At 42.5% G+C, this 20,888-nt stretch carries 19 protein-coding genes and 1 tRNA gene; 2 read left to right on the top strand and 18 right to left on the bottom strand.

The genetic code is table 11. From position 1 onward, the window contains the following. Window positions 1-2: 2 nt before the first annotated feature. The 3 genes from zwf to AC0L46_RS11415 all read right to left on the bottom strand — a co-directional run bounded on the left by zwf (window position 3) and on the right by AC0L46_RS11415 (window position 3,639). Window positions 3-1,478, bottom strand: a complete 1,476-nt coding sequence (gene zwf / locus AC0L46_RS11425; protein WP_473503710.1) for a glucose-6-phosphate dehydrogenase — start codon at window positions 1,476-1,478, stop codon at window positions 3-5. Window positions 1,479-1,497: 19 nt separating this feature from the next. After that, entirely contained in the window at window positions 1,498-2,472 is a 975-nt protein-coding gene (gene glk / locus AC0L46_RS11420; protein ID WP_473503708.1) for a glucokinase, read from the bottom strand. 102 nt (window positions 2,473-2,574) lie between these two features. Beyond that, on the bottom strand, window positions 2,575-3,639 hold the full coding sequence (locus AC0L46_RS11415) for a diguanylate cyclase (protein ID WP_317002829.1): 1,065 nt from the start codon (window positions 3,637-3,639) through the stop codon (window positions 2,575-2,577). Between the two features lie 282 nt (window positions 3,640-3,921). Here AC0L46_RS11415 and AC0L46_RS11410 point away from each other — a divergent pair, with 282 nt between their 5' ends. After that, window positions 3,922-4,245 (top strand): hypothetical protein, encoded by a 324-nt coding sequence (locus tag AC0L46_RS11410; protein WP_473503706.1) that lies wholly within the window; start codon window positions 3,922-3,924, stop codon window positions 4,243-4,245. A gap of 10 nt (window positions 4,246-4,255) precedes the next feature. On the opposite strand, the gene AC0L46_RS11405 is transcribed toward AC0L46_RS11410, so the two are convergent. Further along, window positions 4,256-5,281 carry a DUF3080 family protein gene (locus tag AC0L46_RS11405; protein ID WP_473503704.1) on the bottom strand — a complete coding sequence of 342 codons (1,026 nt, stop codon included), beginning with the start codon at window positions 5,279-5,281 and terminating at the stop codon, window positions 4,256-4,258. Here AC0L46_RS11405 and AC0L46_RS11400 point away from each other — a divergent pair. After that, a complete protein-coding gene (locus tag AC0L46_RS11400; protein WP_317002826.1) occupies window positions 5,280-5,690 on the top strand; it encodes an acyl-CoA thioesterase in 411 nt (136 codons plus the stop codon). The genes AC0L46_RS11405 and AC0L46_RS11400 overlap by 2 nt on opposite strands. A 63-nt stretch (window positions 5,691-5,753) precedes the next feature. Here the strand turns inward: AC0L46_RS11400 and AC0L46_RS11395 are convergent, their stop codons facing one another. The 14 genes from AC0L46_RS11395 to ftsH form a co-directional block, all read right to left on the bottom strand. Next, complete coding sequence (locus tag AC0L46_RS11395; protein WP_473503702.1) at window positions 5,754-6,344, bottom strand: LPP20 family lipoprotein; 591 nt, start codon at window positions 6,342-6,344, stop codon at window positions 5,754-5,756. Window positions 6,345-6,488: 144 nt separating this feature from the next. Next, the gene (gene pnp, locus AC0L46_RS11390) at window positions 6,489-8,597 is read right to left on the bottom strand and encodes a polyribonucleotide nucleotidyltransferase (RefSeq protein ID WP_473503700.1); all 2,109 of its coding nucleotides are present in this window, start codon (window positions 8,595-8,597) and stop codon (window positions 6,489-6,491) included. Between the two features lie 180 nt (window positions 8,598-8,777). Then, window positions 8,778-9,047 (bottom strand): 30S ribosomal protein S15, encoded by a 270-nt coding sequence (gene rpsO, locus AC0L46_RS11385; RefSeq protein ID WP_012068748.1) that lies wholly within the window; start codon window positions 9,045-9,047, stop codon window positions 8,778-8,780. 85 nt (window positions 9,048-9,132) lie between these two features. Beyond that, window positions 9,133-10,062, bottom strand: a complete 930-nt coding sequence (gene truB / locus AC0L46_RS11380; protein ID WP_473503698.1) for a tRNA pseudouridine(55) synthase TruB — start codon at window positions 10,060-10,062, stop codon at window positions 9,133-9,135. A 9-nt stretch (window positions 10,063-10,071) separates the two neighbouring features. Continuing rightward, complete coding sequence (rbfA, locus tag AC0L46_RS11375; RefSeq protein WP_317002823.1) at window positions 10,072-10,467, bottom strand: 30S ribosome-binding factor RbfA; 396 nt, start codon at window positions 10,465-10,467, stop codon at window positions 10,072-10,074. A gap of 12 nt (window positions 10,468-10,479) precedes the next feature. Then, a complete protein-coding gene (gene infB / locus AC0L46_RS11370) occupies window positions 10,480-13,029 on the bottom strand; it encodes a translation initiation factor IF-2 (RefSeq protein WP_414680607.1) in 2,550 nt (849 codons plus the stop codon). 26 nt (window positions 13,030-13,055) lie between these two features. Further along, entirely contained in the window at window positions 13,056-14,546 is a 1,491-nt protein-coding gene (nusA, locus tag AC0L46_RS11365; protein WP_473503697.1) for a transcription termination factor NusA, read from the bottom strand. Window positions 14,547-14,574: 28 nt separating this feature from the next. After that, complete coding sequence (rimP, locus tag AC0L46_RS11360) at window positions 14,575-15,036, bottom strand: ribosome maturation factor RimP (RefSeq protein WP_317002822.1); 462 nt, start codon at window positions 15,034-15,036, stop codon at window positions 14,575-14,577. A 317-nt stretch (window positions 15,037-15,353) separates the two neighbouring features. Then, window positions 15,354-15,439: transfer RNA gene (locus AC0L46_RS11355), tRNA-Leu, on the bottom strand. 62 nt (window positions 15,440-15,501) lie between these two features. After that, window positions 15,502-15,852 carry a preprotein translocase subunit SecG gene (gene secG, locus AC0L46_RS11350; RefSeq protein ID WP_414680609.1) on the bottom strand — a complete coding sequence of 117 codons (351 nt, stop codon included), beginning with the start codon at window positions 15,850-15,852 and terminating at the stop codon, window positions 15,502-15,504. A 3-nt stretch (window positions 15,853-15,855) separates the two neighbouring features. Then, window positions 15,856-16,605 carry a triose-phosphate isomerase gene (gene tpiA / locus AC0L46_RS11345; RefSeq protein ID WP_473503695.1) on the bottom strand — a complete coding sequence of 250 codons (750 nt, stop codon included), beginning with the start codon at window positions 16,603-16,605 and terminating at the stop codon, window positions 15,856-15,858. An 87-nt stretch (window positions 16,606-16,692) separates the two neighbouring features. Then, entirely contained in the window at window positions 16,693-18,039 is a 1,347-nt protein-coding gene (gene glmM / locus AC0L46_RS11340; RefSeq protein WP_473503693.1) for a phosphoglucosamine mutase, read from the bottom strand. Then, the gene (folP, locus tag AC0L46_RS11335) at window positions 18,039-18,872 is read right to left on the bottom strand and encodes a dihydropteroate synthase (RefSeq protein ID WP_473503691.1); all 834 of its coding nucleotides are present in this window, start codon (window positions 18,870-18,872) and stop codon (window positions 18,039-18,041) included. Before folP ends, glmM begins: the two co-directional genes overlap by 1 nt. Before the next feature lie 30 nt (window positions 18,873-18,902). Continuing rightward, the gene (gene ftsH / locus AC0L46_RS11330; RefSeq protein ID WP_473503689.1) at window positions 18,903-20,864 is read right to left on the bottom strand and encodes an ATP-dependent zinc metalloprotease FtsH; all 1,962 of its coding nucleotides are present in this window, start codon (window positions 20,862-20,864) and stop codon (window positions 18,903-18,905) included. Window positions 20,865-20,888: the final 24 nt, after the last annotated feature.

Raw genomic sequence — 20,888 nt, 5'->3', positions numbered from 1 at the left:
AATTAATAATCGTGCCAGTTACGACCATCTTTAATTGGTAACGCCATTGATGCCGCAGGTCCCCAAGAACCAGATGCGTATTCTTTCGGGCGTTCACTTGTTTGGCTCCAAGCAGACATTATACCATCTACCCATTTCCAAGCCGCTTCTACCTCATCATACCGCATAAACAAGGTTGCATCATTACGCATAACATCTAATAACAGACGTTCATACGCTTCTGGACTACGTTTATCATTAAATGCTTCCGTTAAACTCAAATTCAAGTCTACTGGTTGCAAATTCATACCTTCGCTTGCGCCAGGTACTTTATTCATTACTGTTAAGGAAATTTTCTCTTCTGGCTGAAGACGGATAACCAACTGGTTACGCTGTAGCTGACGATTACTTTCATCACTAAAAATACTGTGAGGAACCGCTTTATATTGAATAACAATTTCAGAATAACGCTGACCTAAACGTTTCCCCGTTCTTAGATAAAACGGAACACCAGCCCAACGCCAGTTATCAATATCAGCTCGTAAAGCTACAAAAGTTTCGGTTCTTGAATCTGGGTTACTCCCCTCTTCATCAAAATAACCTTTTACATCTTTCGCTTTAATCATGCCTTTTGCATATTGGCCACGAACTGTTTTCGTGTACGCATTTGCGCCTGTGATTGGTCGCAATGCTTTTAGCACTTTGATTTTTTCATCACGTACAGAGTCAGCATCCATTCGACCTGGAGGCTCCATAGCTACAAGACACAACAACTGAATCAAGTGGTTTTGCACCATGTCTCGCATAGCACCGGCTTTATCGTAATAACCCCAACGACCTTCAACACCGACCGTTTCAGAGACTGTAATTTGCACATTATCAATGTGTGCACTGTCCCACAAAGGTTCAAACAAAGTATTACCAAAGCGAATAGCCAATAGGTTTTGTACTGTTTCTTTGCCTAAGTAATGGTCAATACGAAAAGCCTGCTGCTCGTTGAAGTTCTTCATAACTTCGTCGTTAATTGCACGAGAGGAAACCAAGTCGCGACCGAGAGGCTTCTCCAATACAACTCGCATACGCTCTTCATTTAAGCCATGAGTCGCCAAGGAAGAACAAATAGAACCAAACAGATCTGGAGAAGTCGCCAAATAAAATACGACATCGCGATCATCACCGCCGACTTGGTGATCATTAAGACGAGAGAAGTCAGATTCTTGCTGCGCATCAACAGAAACATAGCTTAAACGCTCTTTGAAGCGAGGCCATGTTTTTTCGTCTCCAACACTCGATGGAACAAATTCATCCAATGCAGCACGAACTTTCTCTTGGTATTCAGCTGTGCTTACTTCTCGTCTCGACGCACCAATAATACGGGTCGTTGGAGCAAGCAAACCATCCATATCCAAATGGAACAAAGCAGGAAGCAACTTGCGCATCGCAAGATCGCCACCACCACCAAAAATTACAACGTCACAGGCTTTTAAACTTGCCTTCATTTTTCATTCTCCAACTAGACTAGGCTTTCGAGACGAGATAGGAAGCGTAACAAGCACATCCCATCAGCCCTGGATATTCAGACATAACAACAAAAGTAGGAACAGGCGAAACAAACTCTTTCATACGCCCCTTATCTTGCATGGCTCTACGGAAGCCACTTTTTAGAATTTCATTTACATATCGAGGAACAATACCACCCGCGATATAAACACCACCTCGAGCTTCTACAGACAGAACAAAGTTCCCAATCACTCGCCCTAAAAACACAAAAAACTGCTCAAGAGCGGCAACGGCAATAGGGTCATCTCCCTGAGCCAAGGCTTCGCCAATTTCTGGAGCGGTTAAACGTTTCGCCACTCCATCACGCATAGCAAGCGCTTCATAAATATTTTCAAGCCCCATTCCAGATAGCACTCGCTCAGCTGAAACACGCTCATGGCGAGATCGAAGAAAGGTAAGAATATAGTCTTCAATCTCATTACAAGAAGACAAATCTATATGTCCGCCTTCTCCTGGTAAAATAATACTTGGTCCGTTTTCTTGTGGCACCACACATGACACACCCAACCCGGTTCCAGGGCCAACAACCCAACAAGGCTCTTTTGCATCAACTGGTTTCGCTTCGCCAATTTCAACCACATCATCAGATGAGAGAACTTTTAAACAATGTCCAACTGCATCGAAATCATTTAACAAGGCTACCGCTTTATCTTTGCCAAAATAAGACTCAACCTCTGATCGAGTAAAATACCAAGGATTGTTAGAGAAGCGAATTACTGGCTTATTTACAGGGCCGGCAATGGCTAAAACAACGGCGTCGATGTCTGCTAGTTCAACACTACAATGATTAATATACTCAGACGCTGCATCAAAAAAGTTATCGTAATCCTTACAAGGTAGCACTCTAACTTCTAGTGGTTCATATTCGTGAATGGGAACAATAGCAAAACGCGCATTGGTTCCACCTAAATCAGCAATTAACGCATGGGACATAAACGAACCCTAATTATTTTTTTGAAATTTTACAACAAAATTAACCTGAAAAATACCATACATACGAAAGCAGGCGCCTAAAAATGTAATAAAATTACAAAATCAGCGCAGTTTATTCAGAAATTTAAACACTTTCGTTGGCACTAATCGCTTACGATTGTTTTTATAGTCGTAAAGGCGTTCATCAGCCACTTTCAGCAAATGTTTATAGTTATTTGGTGCATCAGATAGAACACTTGCACCGCCATAACTGATCGTAATAGGAACCAGATTAGATTTATACCTTAAAGGATTAGCTTGAAGATATTCTTGAATAGATTCAGCCACCAACATCGCCTGTTCATAGCTTTTTCCCGGCATAACAAACACAAACTCATCACCAGCAAATCGGAAAGCCAAACCCTGTTTATGAACATACTTCAATAATCGCTTAGCAATGTATTCTAAAACTTCATCACCACAGTTGTGTCCTAATGTGTCATTAATGGATTTAAAAGCATCACAATCAATAAACACAACGGTCAAATCACGCTTCTGTTGCTTAGTACGAGTAAATTCGCGATCTAGCATCAATTCCAATTGACGACGATTTAACAACCCAGTGAGAGGATCACGAGTTGCTAGATATTCAAGTTTCTCTCGCGCTGTTACGTTACTCAGACAAATAGAAATCTTAATGGCTAGCTGATCTAATAAAAATGTATCTTTTGTCGTGGCATCGTAACGGGAACTGTCTGAGTCGGCTTGGCAAAATAACCCCACCAACTCACCATCTATGGTCAAAGGAGAAATAGCCACAGAAGAAATAATGTCACGATACACACTAGGGATGATGTCTCGACATTGGCTTAAATTCGTATTAACAAGAACAGTTTTATTACTCGACTTGATGATATCTATCATAGAGCGTCGTCTTGTGAACAATACCCGATCACGTAAATCTGGCATTTTTTCCAAGCTCTCTATGAGATGAGACAAAGGGGCTTCATTGATTAGATTTACCCACACATAAGGCACATTAAATTGCTTTTGCACTTCACGGGTGAGGGTTGAAACAAACTGATCACAACGGCCGATAGAAAGAATACAGCGCTCTATCTCGAAGAATTTACGCGCAATCCCTTCGTTATGCCTTACATTCTCTATCAGTTCGTTGATGTCATGCATCTATATGCCCTACCGCAAAAAATAAAGCGGCTTACTTTTCCATATTAATAAAGTCAAAATGTTCGAAATCTAATTGATATATAATGCATTATAGTACGATGCTTGAACAATTTGAGCCATACCTGATAGCTATTTGATAGAAAGCTCCATAAAAAAATAACAATTTAATGTTTCTACCATTAAATAAGCAAAAAACCACCTCTTAATTAATCCACTCATCCCATCAAGAAAAAACACTTCATGCCGATAGCTTTATTGCAACTAAACCAATTAGGCTAACAAATGAATATAAGAGAAATTGTTGAAACACAGGTCACCCAGAATAGTAAAGCGGGCAGTCCGGTGTCAGGCAATGCTCATTTTGCACTAATGATGAGCTTATTTAGTCAGCCAGGCCCTTCATTATTGAATACCGCTGATACCTTAAATGCCCATCAGCCTCACGCTTTGACTCGACCGATTCAATTTTCTCATCGAATTGGCTCAAACCCAGTTGCCAATCTCGCCTTACTCAAAGCTTTAAGCCAAGAACCATTGGCCTCAGGTGAAGCTTTCCAATACGACCTAGTAGAAAGCTTAGAGCAACAAATCCACACCCAAATTTAATTATAAAAAACTAAGATGAGAGTGAAACAGAACAGAGACCAAGCACTCGACTCCATTGTTTTGCATGCTTCTGGGACGCTTCCTGATAATCAAGCCAAACACTTTCGCTTGCTCCTTGTAACGAAAACTGGCGCATAAAACCCTGCGTTTCATTATTGACCTTCCCTAATTCAGCCAATCGATTCAGTAGAGGCAAAACCTCATAAGCGCTGCTGTTTATTCTTCCCATGTATGGCTGTAGCACCTCCACATAATGGCGCTCAAATTGTTGCGACAAATATGCAATAGGTGCTCCGCAAACCTTCTGATCCAAAGCACTTACCTCATGAGACACTTGATTCAAATAACTCGTGATTCGGGATAAAGAATACAAAAGCCGCCCTGCGTATTCACTATTCAGCAAAGCCTTTAGATCATTTTCAAACCTGTCACCATCAACCACTGGAAGGCTCTCCAGATTCTCACCTATGGCAATAAGGTGATTCAAAGCATTCAATAGTTCTTGCTGATGTTCCGTTGAGTAATTTAAAGGTAAAAAGCCATTGGAGAGGCTGAAAAAAGCATCACTCTCTTCACCTTGAAAAATGGCATTCCCAAAAGCAATAGGTAATTCAAGCCGCTTTTCCTGTGCTACCTGTTGGAGAGATTCAGCAAGCTCCATATCCGTTACATCACAAGATTCAATAGCACGTATAATATCCAACTCGTACAAGAAGCGCTGACTATCCGGCATTACTTTCCCTAAAATACTGTTCTTTTTCCCCGCCACAGCACCAACATCACATTGCTGAAGAGATAGGAAATCTAACAGGCCAATATCAAAAGTAGATAAGTCCTGCTGACGTAATCTTTTAGGTGGTAAACGACTTGGCATTACAATTGCTGGAATTTCTGTGGAAAAAAACTGAGAACGGTTTAAATCCTGTACATAATCAGACAAAGTAGTCTCTGCTTTAAAACGCGTGTCACATCCGCTCACTCCAATGAGTATAATGCCACCTAACAGAATCATAGAAAGAAAAGGTTTTACTAACATGAACAAACTACTCATTCAAAAGCGTGAAGAAATTTCCGAAACTCGCGTTGCCAAAATGGTTTTTCCAGGTACAACAAATCACTACGACACATTATTTGGCGGCATTGCATTACAATGGATGGACGAAGTAGCTTATATAGCAGCAACACGCTTTTCTAGAAAATCTATGGTGACAATTTCAACAGAGCAAGTTGACTTCAAACAGCCCATTCCGTCTGGGATCCTAGTCGAACTGATCGCCCGAGTTGTGCATGTAGGACGAACATCCCTAAAGGTAGAAGTGTCTATTTTCCTTGAGCAACTAGACAGCGACAAGCGTACAAAAGCAGTAACAGGCCACTTTAACTTTGTCGCCGTTGATGAGAACAAAAAGCCAACCCCTATTTTTGATGAAGAAGGCTCGCTTTAAATAAACATCTGGGGGTGAACAAACCAAAGCTTGTACATCCCCATCCATTAAATAACCAATAGATTAATTAGAATAGCGCTTCGCAATTTCTTCCGCTAACTCATCAAAACTCTTTTCAGCTTCTAATTTCTGAAATAAAGCCGCTTCACTTCTCATAGAAGTACGCAAAATACTTTCAGCTACACCTTCTGCCTGAGAAGGATCCAAACCAACTAAAACAACTAAACCACCAGATGGTGTTGGCATTTGGCGAACCACTTTAGAACCGATCAACTGTTGCTCAGTCACTTGCTTGGTCACAACACTGTTCACTCGATCCACAGTTTCTGCATCGCCAGCACCCGTTGTTTCCACGTACTGCTTAACCATATTTTGCAAATCAACACTCAACACTTGAGCCAATTCAACTCTTGCCGCTGTCGCTGCCATCTGCTTCATATAATTAGGGCCTGCAGCTGACTTCTCGCTGTAACCAACGGCAGACAAGGTCACACCTTCAACAGGCGCGCCACAAACCCAATCAGGCGCAGCTTGGTTCGAACCATCCGCAAAAACACAATCAGGGATTACTGCCACAGGTGTATTCACAACATCTTTACTGCAGGCAACCAACACAATACTTGATACTAATAAACTGGCAAGTTTCAATTTCATTTTATTTCCCTTCAATAACAATAATTCAGTGATGCAACATCAAAGATATTTTTACAAGATAACTCTATCTTAGTTATTTATTTCCTGAAGCACAAAAAAAGGGTGCTATAAATAGCACCCTTTTACATCAACTTACGCTATTAATTACTCAGTGTAAGATGCTTTTTCTTCTTCTGTAACGTCTTTCATAGAAAGCTTGATACGACCACGAGCATCAACATCTAGAACTTTAACGATGACTTCTTGGCCTTCAGAAAGGAAGTCTGTCACAGCACGGATACGCTCTTCAGCGATCTGAGAAATGTGAACCAAACCATCTTTACCAGGCAAGATATTAACGAAAGCTCCAAACTCAGCAAGACGAACCACTTTACCTTTGTAAAGCTTATCTACTTCTGCTTCAGCTGTGATTTCATGGATTTTCAACAAGGCAGCATCTGAAGACGCTTTATCAGCTGCATAAATGCGTACTGTACCGTCGTCGTCAAGATCGATAGAAGCGCCTGTTTGTTCTGTGATAGAACGAATCGTTGCGCCGCCTTTACCGATAACGTCACGGATTTTCTCAGGATCAATTTTGATCGTCGCCATAGAAGGCGCATTTGGAGAAACTTCAGGACGTGCGTAACCGATAACTTCCGCCATTTCACGCAAGATGTGCTTACGCGCATCCATTGCTTGGCTTAGAGCGATATCCATGATTTCTTCATTGATACCTTCGATTTTAATGTCCATTTGAAGCGCCGTGATACCTTCTTCAGTACCAGCCACTTTAAAGTCCATATCGCCTAGATGATCTTCGTCACCCAAGATATCAGTCAATACAGCAAAGCCGTCGTCTTCTTTAATAAGACCCATTGCAATACCTGCAACTGGCGCTTTAAGAGGAACGCCTGCATCCATCATAGACAAAGACGCGCCACAAACAGAAGCCATAGAGCTTGAACCGTTAGACTCAGTGATTTCAGACACAACACGAATTGTGTATGGGAATTCATCTTCAGAAGGCAATACCGCTTGAACACCACGACGAGCTAGACGACCGTGACCAATTTCACGACGGCCAACACCACCCATACGACCACACTCACCTACAGAATAAGGAGGGAAGTTGTAATGCAACATGAAGCTGTCTTTGCTTTCGCCAGCTAAGCCGTCAGACATTTGAGCATCACGGCTTGTACCTAGAGTACAAGTAGCGATTGCTTGAGTCTCACCACGCGTAAACAAAGCAGAACCGTGAGTTTTGCTAAGCAAGCCTACTTCTACATTGATTGGGCGAACTGTTTTGTTGTCACGACCATCAATACGTGGCTGACCATCGATAACACGACGACGAACGGTGCGCTTTTCAAGTTTAGAGAAAGCACCAGTTACATCTGCTTCAGAGAACTCACCTTCTTCAGTCACTAACGCAGCAACCGCTGCATCACGCACTTCGCCTAATTTAGCGTAACGCGCCATTTTTTCACTGATGCCGTAAGCTTCTTCAATTTGTGCTGCATAGCCAGACTCTAATGCTTCAGCCAAAGTTGCATTTGCAGGCTCAGCTTCCCATTCCCAGCGAGGCTTACCAGCTTCTGTAGCGAATTCAGCAATAGCAGAGATAGCTGTTTGCATTTCTTTATGTGCAAAAAGAACAGCACCTAACATTTCGTCTTCTGTCAATTCTTGTGCTTCGGATTCAACCATAAGAACCGCATCTTTCGTACCAGCAACAACCATGTCTAACAAAGAGCTGTCTAATGCAGAGTAAGAAGGGTTTAAGATATAACCAGACTCATCGTTAAAACCAACACGTGCTGCACCAATTGGACCATTGAATGGAATGCCAGAAATGGTTAGAGCAGCAGACGTTGCCAACATAGCCGCGATATCTGCATCTAGATCAGTATTTGTCGACATTACTGTACAAACAACCTGAACTTCGTTCATGAAACCTTTTGGAAACAATGGGCGAATTGGGCGGTCGATAAGACGAGAAGTTAGCGTTTCTTTTTCAGAAGGACGACCTTCACGCTTCAAGAAACCACCTGGAATTTTACCTACAGCGTAAGCACGCTCTTGGTAATGTACAGACAATGGGAAAAAGTCTTGACCTGGTTTTGCTGATTTAGCACCAACAACAGTTGCTAGTACTTGTGCATCACCAATAGTACATAGAACAGCACCCGTTGCTTGACGAGCAATGCGGCCTGTTTCTAGGGTAACTGTGTCGTTACCAAACTGGAAAGTTTTAGTTGTAATACTCACACGTATTCCTTTTCATTAAAAAAATTGCTTTCTCCCAAAGACCATCTTTTTAAGCCAGTACTCAGATGAACTCTTTTGATCTCTGCTATGCATGCAAAGAAAAGCACATATGAAGTACAGGCTGTCCCTTGGGAGACCAATAAAAAAAGGGCCATAATAATTTATGGCCCTTCTTCAGTCTTAGCGACGCAGACCTAGTTTTTTGATCAAACTAGTGTAACGTGCTGCATCTTTACGCTTAAGGTAATCCAACAACTTACGACGTTGGTTTACCATGCGAATTAGACCGCGGCGAGAATGGTGGTCATGGATATGAGCTTTAAAGTGACCTTGTAGACCTTCGATGTTCTTAGTCAACAATGCTACTTGAACTTCAGGAGAACCAGTGTCACCTTCCGCTACTTGAAACTCTTTAACCAACGCTGCTTTTGATTCTGCAGACAATGCCATAATCTATATCTCCAAATTAATATGCTATTAAGAATAAAGGATAGCCGAGCATATTTTCAGTTATCCTAAGTGAGCTAGTCTAACATTAAATATTAGTTAACTCACTGGTATTTACGAGTCGATGAGGCCTAATAATTGTATCCTTTAAAATGCCTAATCCTAAAAAACGCTGTGTATTTTTGTCGTACAGTCTCACCAAGCTCCCATCATCAAACGATGTGAGATTCTCGACACTTCGACCAAACAGCATTTCTTTTGTTTCTTCAGGCTGCAATTCTACCCTATTCAAATGCTCAACGGCAGTATCCATCGTCATTAAATAGGCATCTAATTCCGCTTCACCTTGTTCAGCAATGTGCTCAAACTCTTCTAGAGTGAGCATACCTTCAGGAGAATAACCAGCAGTAGAAACACGATGCAAAGAATGCAAATGCGCTCCACAACCAAGCGCTTCGCCAATATCCTCACCAATGGTGCGAATATAAGTTCCTTTAGTACATTGAATGTCTAACGTCAGTGTATCTTCTGTTCGAGAAACAAGCGTCAAATTAGTAATAGTGACACGACGGCGCTTTCTTTCTATAACAATGCCCTGTCGAGCATATTCATACAAAGGCTTACCTTCATGCTTTAAAGCAGAATACATAGGAGGTATCTGCTCTATTTCACCTCGAAAACGATTTAATATGGATTCAAGCTCATCCTCTGTTAATACAGGAACAGCTTCATCGGTTAAAACGTCACCTTCACGGTCACCCGTTGTGGTTCTTTTTCCCAATTGAATACAGGTGATATAACGCTTATCTGCATCCAACAGGAATTGTGAAAACTTAGTAGCTTCCCCCAAACACAAAGGCAACATACCAGTTGCCAAGGGATCAAGCGCTCCAGTGTGGCCTGCTTTAGCAGCTCGATAAAGACGTCGAACACGCTGTAGTGCTTGGTTTGAGCTTAAACCTATTGGCTTGTTCAGTAAGACAATACCGTCCACTGAACGCCATTTTGTTTTAGACATACGAAATTATTACTCGCTTTCGTTACCGTTACCGCTTTTCGTCTCATCAACACGAATCGCTTCATCAATAAGAGACGACATTCGCGAGCCATTAAGAACACTTTGATCATAATGAAAACGCAAATGCGGCATCACACGAAGTTTCACTTCTTGTGACAAACGACGACGTAAAAAACCTTTCGCACTGTCTAATGCGGCTTGGTTTTCTGCCAACACTTCTGGCTGATCGTCTTTACCGAGTACGGTGTAATAAATATCCGCATACCCTAAATCTTTTGCAACACGTACTTCGTTGACAGTAACCAACCCCAAACGAGGATCTTTTACTTCAAACTGGATTAAAGACGCCAGCTCCTTTTGGAGCTGGTCACCAATCCGACTAGTACGACTAAATTCGCCTGCCATGATTTTGCCCTATTAAAGCGTACGCGCAACTTCGACGGTTTCAAAAACCTCGATCTTATCGCCTACTTTGACATCGTTGTAGTTTTTCACACCGATACCACATTCCATGCCTCGACCGACTTCGTTAACCGCATCTTTAAAGCGACGAAGTGATTCTAGCTCACCTTCGTAAATAACAACGTCATCACGTAGTACACGGATTTGCTTGTTACGGTATACCGTACCTTCAATCACCATACAGCCAGCAATTAAGCCAAACTTAGGAGAATTAAATACGTCACGAACTTCCGCTGTACCTTGAATATCTTCACGTAAATCAGGAGACAACATACCTGAAAGCGCTTGTTTAACATCGTCGATGATGTTGTAGATAACGCTGTAGTAACGAAGATCAATGCTTTCACGCTCGATAAATTGCTTAGCTGATGTATCGGCACGAACGTTGAAACCAAAGATAACCGCTTCAGAAGCCAAGGCTAACGTTGCATCAGTTTCCGTAATGCCACCCACACCGCTAGAAACAATGTTCACTCGCACTTCATCTGTATTCAAATCAGTTAATGACTTGATCAATGCTTCAAGAGAACCACGAACATCGGCTTTAAGAACAACGTTCAAAGTACGAACTTCGTCTTTACCCATTTCAGAGAACAAGTTCTCCAATTTAGCAGAATGTTGGCGTGCAAAGCGTACTTCGCGGTACTTACCTTGACGGAAGTTAGCGACTTCACGTGCTTTACGCTCGTCCGCAACAACGATGAATTCTTCACCTGCATCCGGCGTACCATCAAGACCAAGAATCTCAACAGGAATAGAAGGTCCTGCAGAAGTAATTGACTTACCGTTCTCGTCCAACAAGGCACGTACACGGCCCATTTGCAAACCAGCCAAGACGATGTCGCCTTTTTTCAAGGTACCGTTCTGGATAAGCAAAGTTGCGACAGAACCGCGTCCGCGATCAAGACGTGCTTCAACAACCACACCTTTCGCTGGCGCACTAGGAACCGCTGTTAGCTCAAGTACTTCAGACTGTAGAAGTACCGCTTCTAGCAGTTCTTCAATACCTTCACCAGACTTAGCAGATACACCAACAAACTGAACGTCACCGCCCCATTCTTCAGGTACAACTTCTTGAGCAACCAATTCATTCTTAACGCGATCAAGGTCAGCGCCTTCTTTATCGATCTTAGTGATTGCCACAACCATAGGTACTTCAGCAGCACGAGCATGCTGAATCGCTTCAATTGTCTGAGGCATAACACCATCATCCGCAGCACAAACTAGGATAACGATATCGGTTGCTTTCGCACCACGAGCACGCATAGAAGTAAACGCCGCGTGTCCAGGTGTATCTAGGAAGCTGACCATGCCATGTGGTGTCTCAACATGGTATGCACCGATATGCTGGGTAATACCGCCAGACTCACCCGCAGCAACGCGTGTTGTACGAATGTAATCAAGTAAGGATGTTTTACCGTGGTCAACGTGACCCATTACAGTAACAACAGGTGCGCGTTTAATCGCTTCACCTTCGTAATCGATCGCTTCCATCATGTCATTTTCAACAGCGTTTTCATCGATATAAGTCACTGTGTGACCCATTTCTTCGACAACAAGTGTTGCTGTATCACGGTCAATCGTCTGGTTAATGGTTGCCATTGCACCCATTTTAAACATGACCTTAATAACTTCCGCGCCTTTCACTGTCATTTTCTCTGCAAGCTCAGCAACTGTGATGCTTTCAGGCAGAGCAACTTCATGGACAATTTTAGCAGTCGGCTTTTGGAAACCATGCTCTTGTTTAACAGGCTTCTTATTCTTACGACCTAATTTACCGCGACGAGCAAACTCTTCGTCACCGTTTACATTAACGCGTGAAGAACGTTTGTTCTCTGGACTACGACCACGAGGCTTATCTTTCTCTTTGTCGTTATCATGTCTTGTAGCACCTTTTTTACCTTTTGGCGCAACAGTAGACTTTTTATTGTCCGCTGCAGGTTGAGACGCTTTCTTAGGCGCTTTCTCTCGCTTAACCGTTTCCACGGGCTCTGCTCCTTTGTCGGAAGCATTTTGCTCCGCATCATTTACCGCGCTGGCTTCAGCAGCCTGACGCGCTTTTTCTGCAGCTTCAGCCTCAGCTTTTGCTTTTGCGGCTTTTTCTGCTTCTAACTTTTTCTCAGCTTCTAAACGTAAACGAGCTTCTTCTGCCGCTTGCTCTTCTGCAAGACGCTTAGCCAGCTCTTCTTGCTTTTGAGCTTCGTCATCTAAATCATCGCGCTTCACGTAAGTACGCTTTTTCTTTACAGCAACATTGACTGCTTTACCGCCGTCACCACGAGATAAAGTACTTGTTGTCTTACGCTGTAGAGTAATTCGTTGGCTGCTATCGCCTTCTTCACCGTGTTGACGCTTTAAAAAATTCAACAAGGTTTGTTTTTCAACTTCAGAGACTTCTTGATTTGCACTCGTTTGAGGCAGACCAGCGTCTTTCATCTGAGTTAGTAGCTTATCGACTGGTGTATTCACCAACTCGGATAGTATCTTTACGGTTTGAACTGTCATTAAGTTCCCCCTTATGTACTCAGATTTTATTCAGATTCAGCAAACCAAGGTGCGCGGGCAGTCAAAATAAGACTCGCAGCACGCTCTTCAGTCATACCTTCAACTTCAAGCAACTCATCAACTGATTGCTCAGCTAAATCTTCCATAGTAATCACGCCGATAGACGCAAGTACTAAAGCAAGATGATTGTCCATTCCTTCCATTGCCAACAAATCAGCAGCAGGTTTAGCACCATCTAATTGCTCTTCAGCTTGAAGCGCTTGATTCAACAAAGCTTCTTTTGCTCGTGAACGCAGCTCGTTTACTAAATCTTCATCAAATCCGTCGATGTCTAACATTTCTTCCATTGGGACATAAGCCACTTCTTCTAAAGAAGTGAATCCCTCATCAACCATTTGGATCGCCAAATCGTCGTCTATATCTAGACCAGTAACAAAAACATCAATCAGCTTCTGTGACTCTTCTTGCTGCTTCGCTTCTGCATCTTCACTGGTCATTACATTCAGTGCCCAACCAGTTAAGGTAGAAGCCAAACGTACATTCTGACCGTTACGACCAATCGCTTGCGCTAAATTATCGCTTTTAACCGCCACATCCATAGAATGAGCATCTTCATCAATAACGATGGAATCCACTTCAGCAGGCGCCATAGCGTTGATAACAAGCTGTGCTGGGTTATCGTCCCAAAGTACGATATCAACACGCTCGCCGTTCATTTCATTCGATACAGCTTGAACTCGAGCACCACGCATACCAACACATGCACCAATCGGATCAATACGACGGTCATTGGTTTTTACTGCAATTTTTGCACGTAAACCTGGATCCCTTGAAGCGCTACGAATTTCAATCACTTCTTCAGCGATTTCTGGCACTTCCAGACGGAACAACTCAACCATAAATTCTGGTGCGTTACGAGATAGAACCAACTGAGCACCGCGACTGTCGTCACGAATTTCTAACAACAATGCACGAATACGATCGTTCATTCTGAAACTTTCACGCGCGATCAATTGATCTTTCGGTAAAGACGCTTCTGCGTTTTCACCAAGGTCGATGATCAAGCTATCACGAGTCACTTTTTTCACTTGACCGTGTACAAGCTTGCCAACTTTCTCGGCATACAACGCAACCATTTTAGCGCGTTCAGCTTCACGAACTTTCTGTACGATGACTTGTTTTGCAGTTTGCGCTGCGATACGACCAAAGGTTTCAGACTCAACTTCTTCTTCGTAAACGCCGCCAATATCAACGCCAAGGTTTTGTTCTTCAGAATCATCGATTGTTAATTCATACGCAGGTGCGGAATAGTCTTCATCTGCAACAATGTTCCATTGGCGATATGTTTTATAATCACCTGTACGCTGATCGATAGAGACACGAATTAATGCCTCTTCTTCAAAACGGCGTTTGGCAGCACTAGCTAAAGCAATTTCAACGGCTTCGAAAATAACTTGTTTCGGAACATCTTTCTCGTTGGAAACGGCTTCCACTACCAAAAGAATTTCTTTGCTCATCCTTTTAGCCTCTCTTCAAGGTTAATTTTTAAAATTGTGGAACAACATTCGCTTTATCGATTAAATCGATAGGCAGTAAATATTCTTCTTGATCTACACGAATGACGACGTCTTCGTTTTCGATCCCCATAAGTTGGCCTTTAAACTTACGACGCCCATCAAATGGCACTCGCAAACGCAAAGAAACAACAGAACCAATATAGGCTTGGTACTGAACCAAACTAAATAAAGGTCGATCTAAACCTGGTGATGAAACTTCTAGGTTGTATTCCCCAGTAATTGGGTCTTCAACATCTAGAATTGAACTAACTTGACGGCTAACACGGGCACAATCTTCTACATCGATACCCTTCTCCGCATCCGTCTCAATAAAAATGCGAAGCACAGAATCTTTACCTAAAGATAAATATTCCATCCCCCAGAACTCAAACCCTAGCCCTTCAACGACAGGTCGAATAAGTTCTTCTAAAATCGTATATTTTGCTGACAATCGTTTTCTCCGAAAACCAATTTTGTAAAACGCAGAAACAAAAAACGGGCTCAAGGCCCATTTCCATTTATAAAACAGCAATAAGAGTACAGATAACAAAAAACCCCATATAGGGGTTCTTAGTACTCTATTCAGTAACACTGAAAGAGCATCCTTCAAAGAAGGTCGTCAATCCTGACACTTAATACCAAGAACAAAATGGCGTGGACACCTAATAAAGGAAACCATGAAGACAAATCGCGTTTATCTTCAACCAACCAAATTACTCTGCATCAATATCGCGACATCATACACAAGATACAACATCAATTCAAGATTGGTGCGGATGGGGGGACTCGAACCCCCACGAGCATAGCTCACCACCCCCTCAAGGTGGCGCGTCTACCAATTCCGCCACATCCGCAAAACACTTATAAACAATAAAACATCCAATTTAGATATTTTATTGCAACCTATAAACTGAAATTACTCAGTTACAGGTAGATCTGAAGTCGCTTGTGTCTCACCCAATTCAGGCAAACTAATTGAATCTTCCACTTGAGGAGCAGAAGGAACAAAATCAAGCGCACCAGAAACACTTTTCGCTTGTTCGCTTGCAAAAAAAGCCAAACCAAAACTCGTCAAAAAGAAAACCAACGCAAATACAGCTGTCATTTTCCCGAAGAAACTACCGCCTCCTTGACTACCAAATACTGTTTGAGATGCACCGCCACCAAAAGAGGCGCCAGCATCTGCACCTTTACCTTGCTGCAGTAAAACCAACGCAATAATCGCTACTGCCGCCAGTACATGCAAAACTAAAATAAGTGCTTCCATTAATTAACCTGCCGCTTTTACTATTGCTATAAATTCTTTTGCATCAAGTGATGCACCACCAACAAGAGCACCATCGACATCAGGCATTTCAAATAAAGCCTTACTGGTTGATGCTTTAACACTTCCGCCATACAGAATTTGTACCTTTTGAGACACAACTTCTGAAGACTTTGCCAAGAAGGCTCTAATTGACTGATGCACTTCTTGGGCTTGCTCAGCACTTGCTGATAATCCTGTGCCTATCGCCCAAATTGGCTCATAAGCAATAACTATTTTTGCGAAAGCTTCGATTCCGACTTTTGAAATGACAGCTTGAATCTGACGTTCGCACACAGAAAATGTTTGATTTGCTTCGCGCTCTTCCAAGGTTTCGCCAATACACAAAATTGGCGTCAACTCAGCATTCAAAGCAGTCGCCACTTTAGCTGCAACAACATCATCTGTTTCATTATAAAGTGTGCGGCGTTCCGAATGACCAAGCAAAACATACTTAACATCGAAATCACCTAACATAGAAGCCGAGACTTCCCCTGTATAAGCACCTTTTACTTCATCACTAACGTTCTGAGCAGCCAAACTAAAATTGCTCGTTTTAACAAGATCGTTAACAAGTGATAGATAAGGAAAAGAAGGGGCAATCACCACTTCAGAATTAGAACCCTTCATCTCAAGCAAACCATCAACCAGAGCATTAATAGACTCTTTTGAGCCATTCATTTTCCAGTTTCCAGCTACTATTTTCTGACGAATCATATTCTAACCCCTAAATTCGAGGCGCCCATTCTATGGAAAGCCCCGTTTGGTTTCAAGTATTTATTTAAGCGACTAAAGATATTCACTTTATGCAGATGTTTTGGATTCAACAACCAGCTTCACTTCTTCCACTAGATAATCCACTAGCTCGTTAACTGTCTCATCATCACGACCCTCAACCATCACTCGAATCAAAGGTTCCGTGCCTGACGCTCGAAGTAAAACTCGCCCTAAACCATTCAAACGTTCATTAGCAATCGCAATCGCTTTTTGTAGCGCAGGCTCTTCATTAGGCACAAAACGTTTCGCGACACGAATATTTTTTAATTTCTGAGGAAATTTTACCAAGCCAGTCAAAAGTTCGTCTAATGACTTACCTTCTTCAACCATAGCTCTCAACACTTGAAGAGCAGCAATAATGCCATCACCCGTAGTGGTAATTGAACGACACACGATATGACCCGATGGTTCGCCACCAAGCACCCAACCATGTTGCATTAGTTTTTCATTAACGTATCGATCACCAACCGCAGCACGGCTAAAACCAATACCCGTTTCAGAAAATGCCAGTTCAAGACCGAAGTTACTCATTAAGGTCCCAACAACACCACCGCTAAAACGACCCGTTTGCATCAAATGATTGGCAATAATATAAAGAATATCGTCACCATCACGAACCACACCATGACGATCAACCAAGATCAATCGATCTCCATCGCCATCAAGAGCAATACCGATATCAGCACCTTCAGCCAATACATTCTTACGCAACAACTCTGGCTTAGTTGCACCGCTAAACTCGTTGATATTCAACCCATCAGGGTTCACACCAATAGAAATAACATCTGCACCTAATTCAGAGAAAACGCGAGGTGCGACATGATAAGTAGCGCCATCAGCACAATCGACAATTATCTTTAATCCACTCAACTGCAGACCAATTGGAAAGGTACCTTTGCAATACTCAATATAACGCCCAGCCGCATCCTCAATTCGTCTAGCACGACCAATCAAGCTAGATTCCACCACTTCCATAGGCTGCTCTAGAAAATACTCTATACGCTCTTCAATCTCATCGGAGATTTTCCCACCTTCCGCAGAGAAAAACTTAATACCATTATCTGAATAAGGGTTATGAGAAGCGCTGATAACAATGCCGGCACTGGCACGAAAAGTACGAGTCAAATAAGCAATAGCAGGCGTTGGCATAGGACCAACCAAACGAACATCCGCACCAGCAGCAACAATGCCAGACTCAAGTGCAGATTCAAACATGTAACCTGAGATACGAGTGTCTTTGCCTATCAATATTTTTTTGTCATTTTCCTTAAAAACTTGACCAGCCGCCCACCCAAGCTTAAGCATAAACTCAGGCGTAATGGGCGTTGTGCCAACCTTTCCACGAATTCCATCTGTACCAAAATATTTACGCATCAAACTTCTCTCTCAATACGAGACATCAGCGCCAGCATTTCTACATGCGGCCTAACATCATGAACTCTAAAAATACGGGCACCCTTCATATAAGCGGAAGCATTTGCCCCCATAGTGCCATACAAACGCTCTTCAACAGGCAAACCTAACACGTCACCGATCATGGTTTTCCGAGACAGACCAACCAGCACTTCAAAACCTAGTTTTCTAAAATGCTCGGTATGTTTAACTAGCAATAAATTATGAGCTAATGTTTTACCGAACCCAATACCGACATCCAATATTAGACGATCTCGCTCAATACCCGCTTTCTCACAAGCATCCACTCTAGCCAACAAATACTCTGTAACGTCTGAAACAACAGAATGATAATCTGGCTGATCCTGCATTGTTTGAGGCGAACCTTTCATGTGCATCAAGCAAACGGGCAAATTGGTACTTGCAGCCACTTCCAAGGCACCTTCACGCTCAAGCGCCCTAACATCATTAATCAGCCCAGCATTAAGCAAAGCCGCACCTTTCATTACGTCTGCAGTACTTGTATCAACAGACACAACAATATCAAAACGTTTTTTGATTGCTTCAATGACAGGCAAAACACGGTCAAGTTCTTGTTGAACCGAAACAGGAGCAGCACCAGGACGGGTCGATTCACCACCAACATCAATAATGCTAGCACCGTCTTGAATCATTCGTTCTGTTTGACGCAAGGCGGAATCTAAGGAATTAAACGCTCCGCCGTCAGAAAAAGAGTCCGGCGTAACATTTAATATCCCCATAACATGAGGAAGGGACAAGTCTAACGACTTGTCCCCAAAAGATATCAACGACATGAAATAACCATATCAGACAATAAATACAAATTATTCACCCAAAGGTTTAGATGCTTGATTTGGATTTGCATCTAAATCATCCGATGAAACATCTACAGAAGACGATTCCGTCTCACTTGTAGGTTCAGCAGACGCATCACCCTTTGGCGGTGTAGAACCTGGATCCGTCCAACCTTCTGGCGCAGATGGCTTTTTGCCATCCATAATTTCTTTAATTTGCTTCGCATCAATTGTTTCATACTGCATTAAGGCTTCAGCCATAACATCTAGTTTAGAGCGGTTTTCATGCAATATTTCAGTCGCTTTAGCATAACAACGAGTAATGATATCTTGAACTTCAGCATCTATTACTTTGCCAGTCTCTGGTGAGAAATAGTTCGCTTTACTTCCAGTAGGACCTGAAATGTAGCTACCACTGTTTTCATCTTCTTCGTATGCGTATGGACCAAGCTTTTCAGACAAGCCCCACTTAGTAACCATGTTACGAGCAATGCTAGTTGCACGCTCAATATCATTAGACGCACCAGTAGAAACACCGTCAAATCCATGAATCATTTCTTCGGCAATACGTCCACCATATAAGCTACACACTTGGCTTTCCAGACCGATCTTACTGACACTGTATTTATCTTCTTCAGGCAAATACATGGTAACACCTAGAGCACGACCACGAGGAATAATAGATACTTTATACACAGGATCATGTTCAGGAACCAAGTAACCAATAATAGTATGACCCGCTTCATGATATGCCGTGTTTAATTTTTCTTTATCGCTCATCACCATGGTTTTACGCTCAGCGCCCATGAGGATTTTATCTTTAGCTAATTCAAGTTGCTCCATATTCACCAAACGGCGATTAGAGCGAGCAGCAAACAATGCAGCTTCATTTACTAGGTTAGCAAGATCAGCACCAGAGAAACCTGGTGTACCACGAGCAATGTTTTTTGGTTCAACATCGTCATCGCAAGGTACTTTACGCAAATGCACTTTAAGAATTTGTTCACGACCACGAATATCTGGCAAACCTACCTGTACCTGACGATCAAAACGGCCAGGACGCAATAACGCTGGATCTAATACGTCAGGGCGGTTAGTTGCCGCGATAACAATAATACCTTCGTTACCTTCAAAGCCATCCATTTCAACCAACAACTGGTTCAATGTTTGCTCACGCTCATCATTACCGCCGCCCATACCGGAACCACGGTTACGACCTACTGCATCGATCTCATCAATGAAGATAATGCAAGGTGCATGTTTCTTAGCTTGTTCAAACATATCACGTACACGAGACGCACCCACACCAACAAACATTTCAACGAAATCAGAACCAGAGATCGTAAAGAAAGGCACTTTCGCTTCACCAGCAATCGCTTTTGCAAGCAAAGTCTTACCTGTACCTGGAGGACCACACATCAAAATACCGCGTGGAATTTTACCACCTAAGCGCTGAAACTTACTTGGCTCTCTCAAAAAGTCGACCAACTCTTCAGTGTCTTCTTTCGCTTCATCACAACCAGCAACGTCAGCAAAGGTTGTTTTAATCTGATCTTCTGGTAATAAACGTGCTTTAGACTTACCAAAAGACATTGGCCCGCCCTTACCACCGCCACCGCCTTGCATTTGGCGCATAAAGAACATAAAGATGGCAAGAATAAGCAGAATAGGAAAACTCGCTACAAGCAACTGAGTCCAAATGCTTGTTTGCTCAGGCAAACGCCCTTCAACAACAACATTATTGTTCAGCAAATCATCCATTATTTTAGGGTCTGCAGCAGCAGGACGAACAGTATCAAACGAATCACCGCTCGTTCTGTTACCGCTGATGATATAGCCATCAACAGTTACTTTTGCGATACGGCCGTCTTGAACCTCTTTCACGAATTCAGAGTAAGTAATTCGATTTGTTTCAGCCGGAGTATTAAAATTGTTAAAAACTGTTAGCAGTACAGCTGCAATAACTAACCACAACAGTATATTTTTCATCATGTCGTTCAAGAGCACACCTCTAAA

Source organism: Marinomonas sp. 15G6-16 (assembly GCF_055809555.1).
This window is presented reverse-complemented; position numbering and strand designations above follow the sequence as displayed.

Excerpts from the sequence above, each read along its gene's own strand:
- zwf (WP_473503710.1), bottom strand. The coding sequence starts at position 1,478 with ATGAAGGCAAGTTTAAAAGCCTGTGACGTTGTAATTTTTGGTGGTGGT.
- glk (WP_473503708.1), bottom strand. The coding sequence starts at position 2,472 with ATGTCCCATGCGTTAATTGCTGATTTAGGTGGAACCAATGCGCGTTTT.
- AC0L46_RS11415 (WP_317002829.1), bottom strand. The coding sequence starts at position 3,639 with ATGCATGACATCAACGAACTGATAGAGAATGTAAGGCATAACGAAGGG.
- AC0L46_RS11410 (WP_473503706.1), top strand. The coding sequence starts at position 3,922 with ATGAATATAAGAGAAATTGTTGAAACACAGGTCACCCAGAATAGTAAA.
- AC0L46_RS11400 (WP_317002826.1), top strand. The coding sequence starts at position 5,280 with ATGAACAAACTACTCATTCAAAAGCGTGAAGAAATTTCCGAAACTCGC.
- AC0L46_RS11405 (WP_473503704.1), bottom strand. The coding sequence starts at position 5,281 with ATGTTAGTAAAACCTTTTCTTTCTATGATTCTGTTAGGTGGCATTATA.
- AC0L46_RS11395 (WP_473503702.1), bottom strand. The coding sequence starts at position 6,344 with ATGAAATTGAAACTTGCCAGTTTATTAGTATCAAGTATTGTGTTGGTT.
- rpsO (WP_012068748.1), bottom strand. The coding sequence starts at position 9,047 with ATGGCATTGTCTGCAGAATCAAAAGCAGCGTTGGTTAAAGAGTTTCAA.
- truB (WP_473503698.1), bottom strand. The coding sequence starts at position 10,062 with ATGTCTAAAACAAAATGGCGTTCAGTGGACGGTATTGTCTTACTGAAC.
- rbfA (WP_317002823.1), bottom strand. The coding sequence starts at position 10,467 with ATGGCAGGCGAATTTAGTCGTACTAGTCGGATTGGTGACCAGCTCCAA.
- infB (WP_414680607.1), bottom strand. The coding sequence starts at position 13,029 with ATGACAGTTCAAACCGTAAAGATACTATCCGAGTTGGTGAATACACCA.
- nusA (WP_473503697.1), bottom strand. The coding sequence starts at position 14,546 with ATGAGCAAAGAAATTCTTTTGGTAGTGGAAGCCGTTTCCAACGAGAAA.
- secG (WP_414680609.1), bottom strand. The coding sequence starts at position 15,852 with ATGGAAGCACTTATTTTAGTTTTGCATGTACTGGCGGCAGTAGCGATT.
- tpiA (WP_473503695.1), bottom strand. The coding sequence starts at position 16,605 with ATGATTCGTCAGAAAATAGTAGCTGGAAACTGGAAAATGAATGGCTCA.
- glmM (WP_473503693.1), bottom strand. The coding sequence starts at position 18,039 with ATGCGTAAATATTTTGGTACAGATGGAATTCGTGGAAAGGTTGGCACA.
- folP (WP_473503691.1), bottom strand. The coding sequence starts at position 18,872 with ATGTCGTTGATATCTTTTGGGGACAAGTCGTTAGACTTGTCCCTTCCT.
- ftsH (WP_473503689.1), bottom strand. The coding sequence starts at position 20,864 with ATGATGAAAAATATACTGTTGTGGTTAGTTATTGCAGCTGTACTGCTA.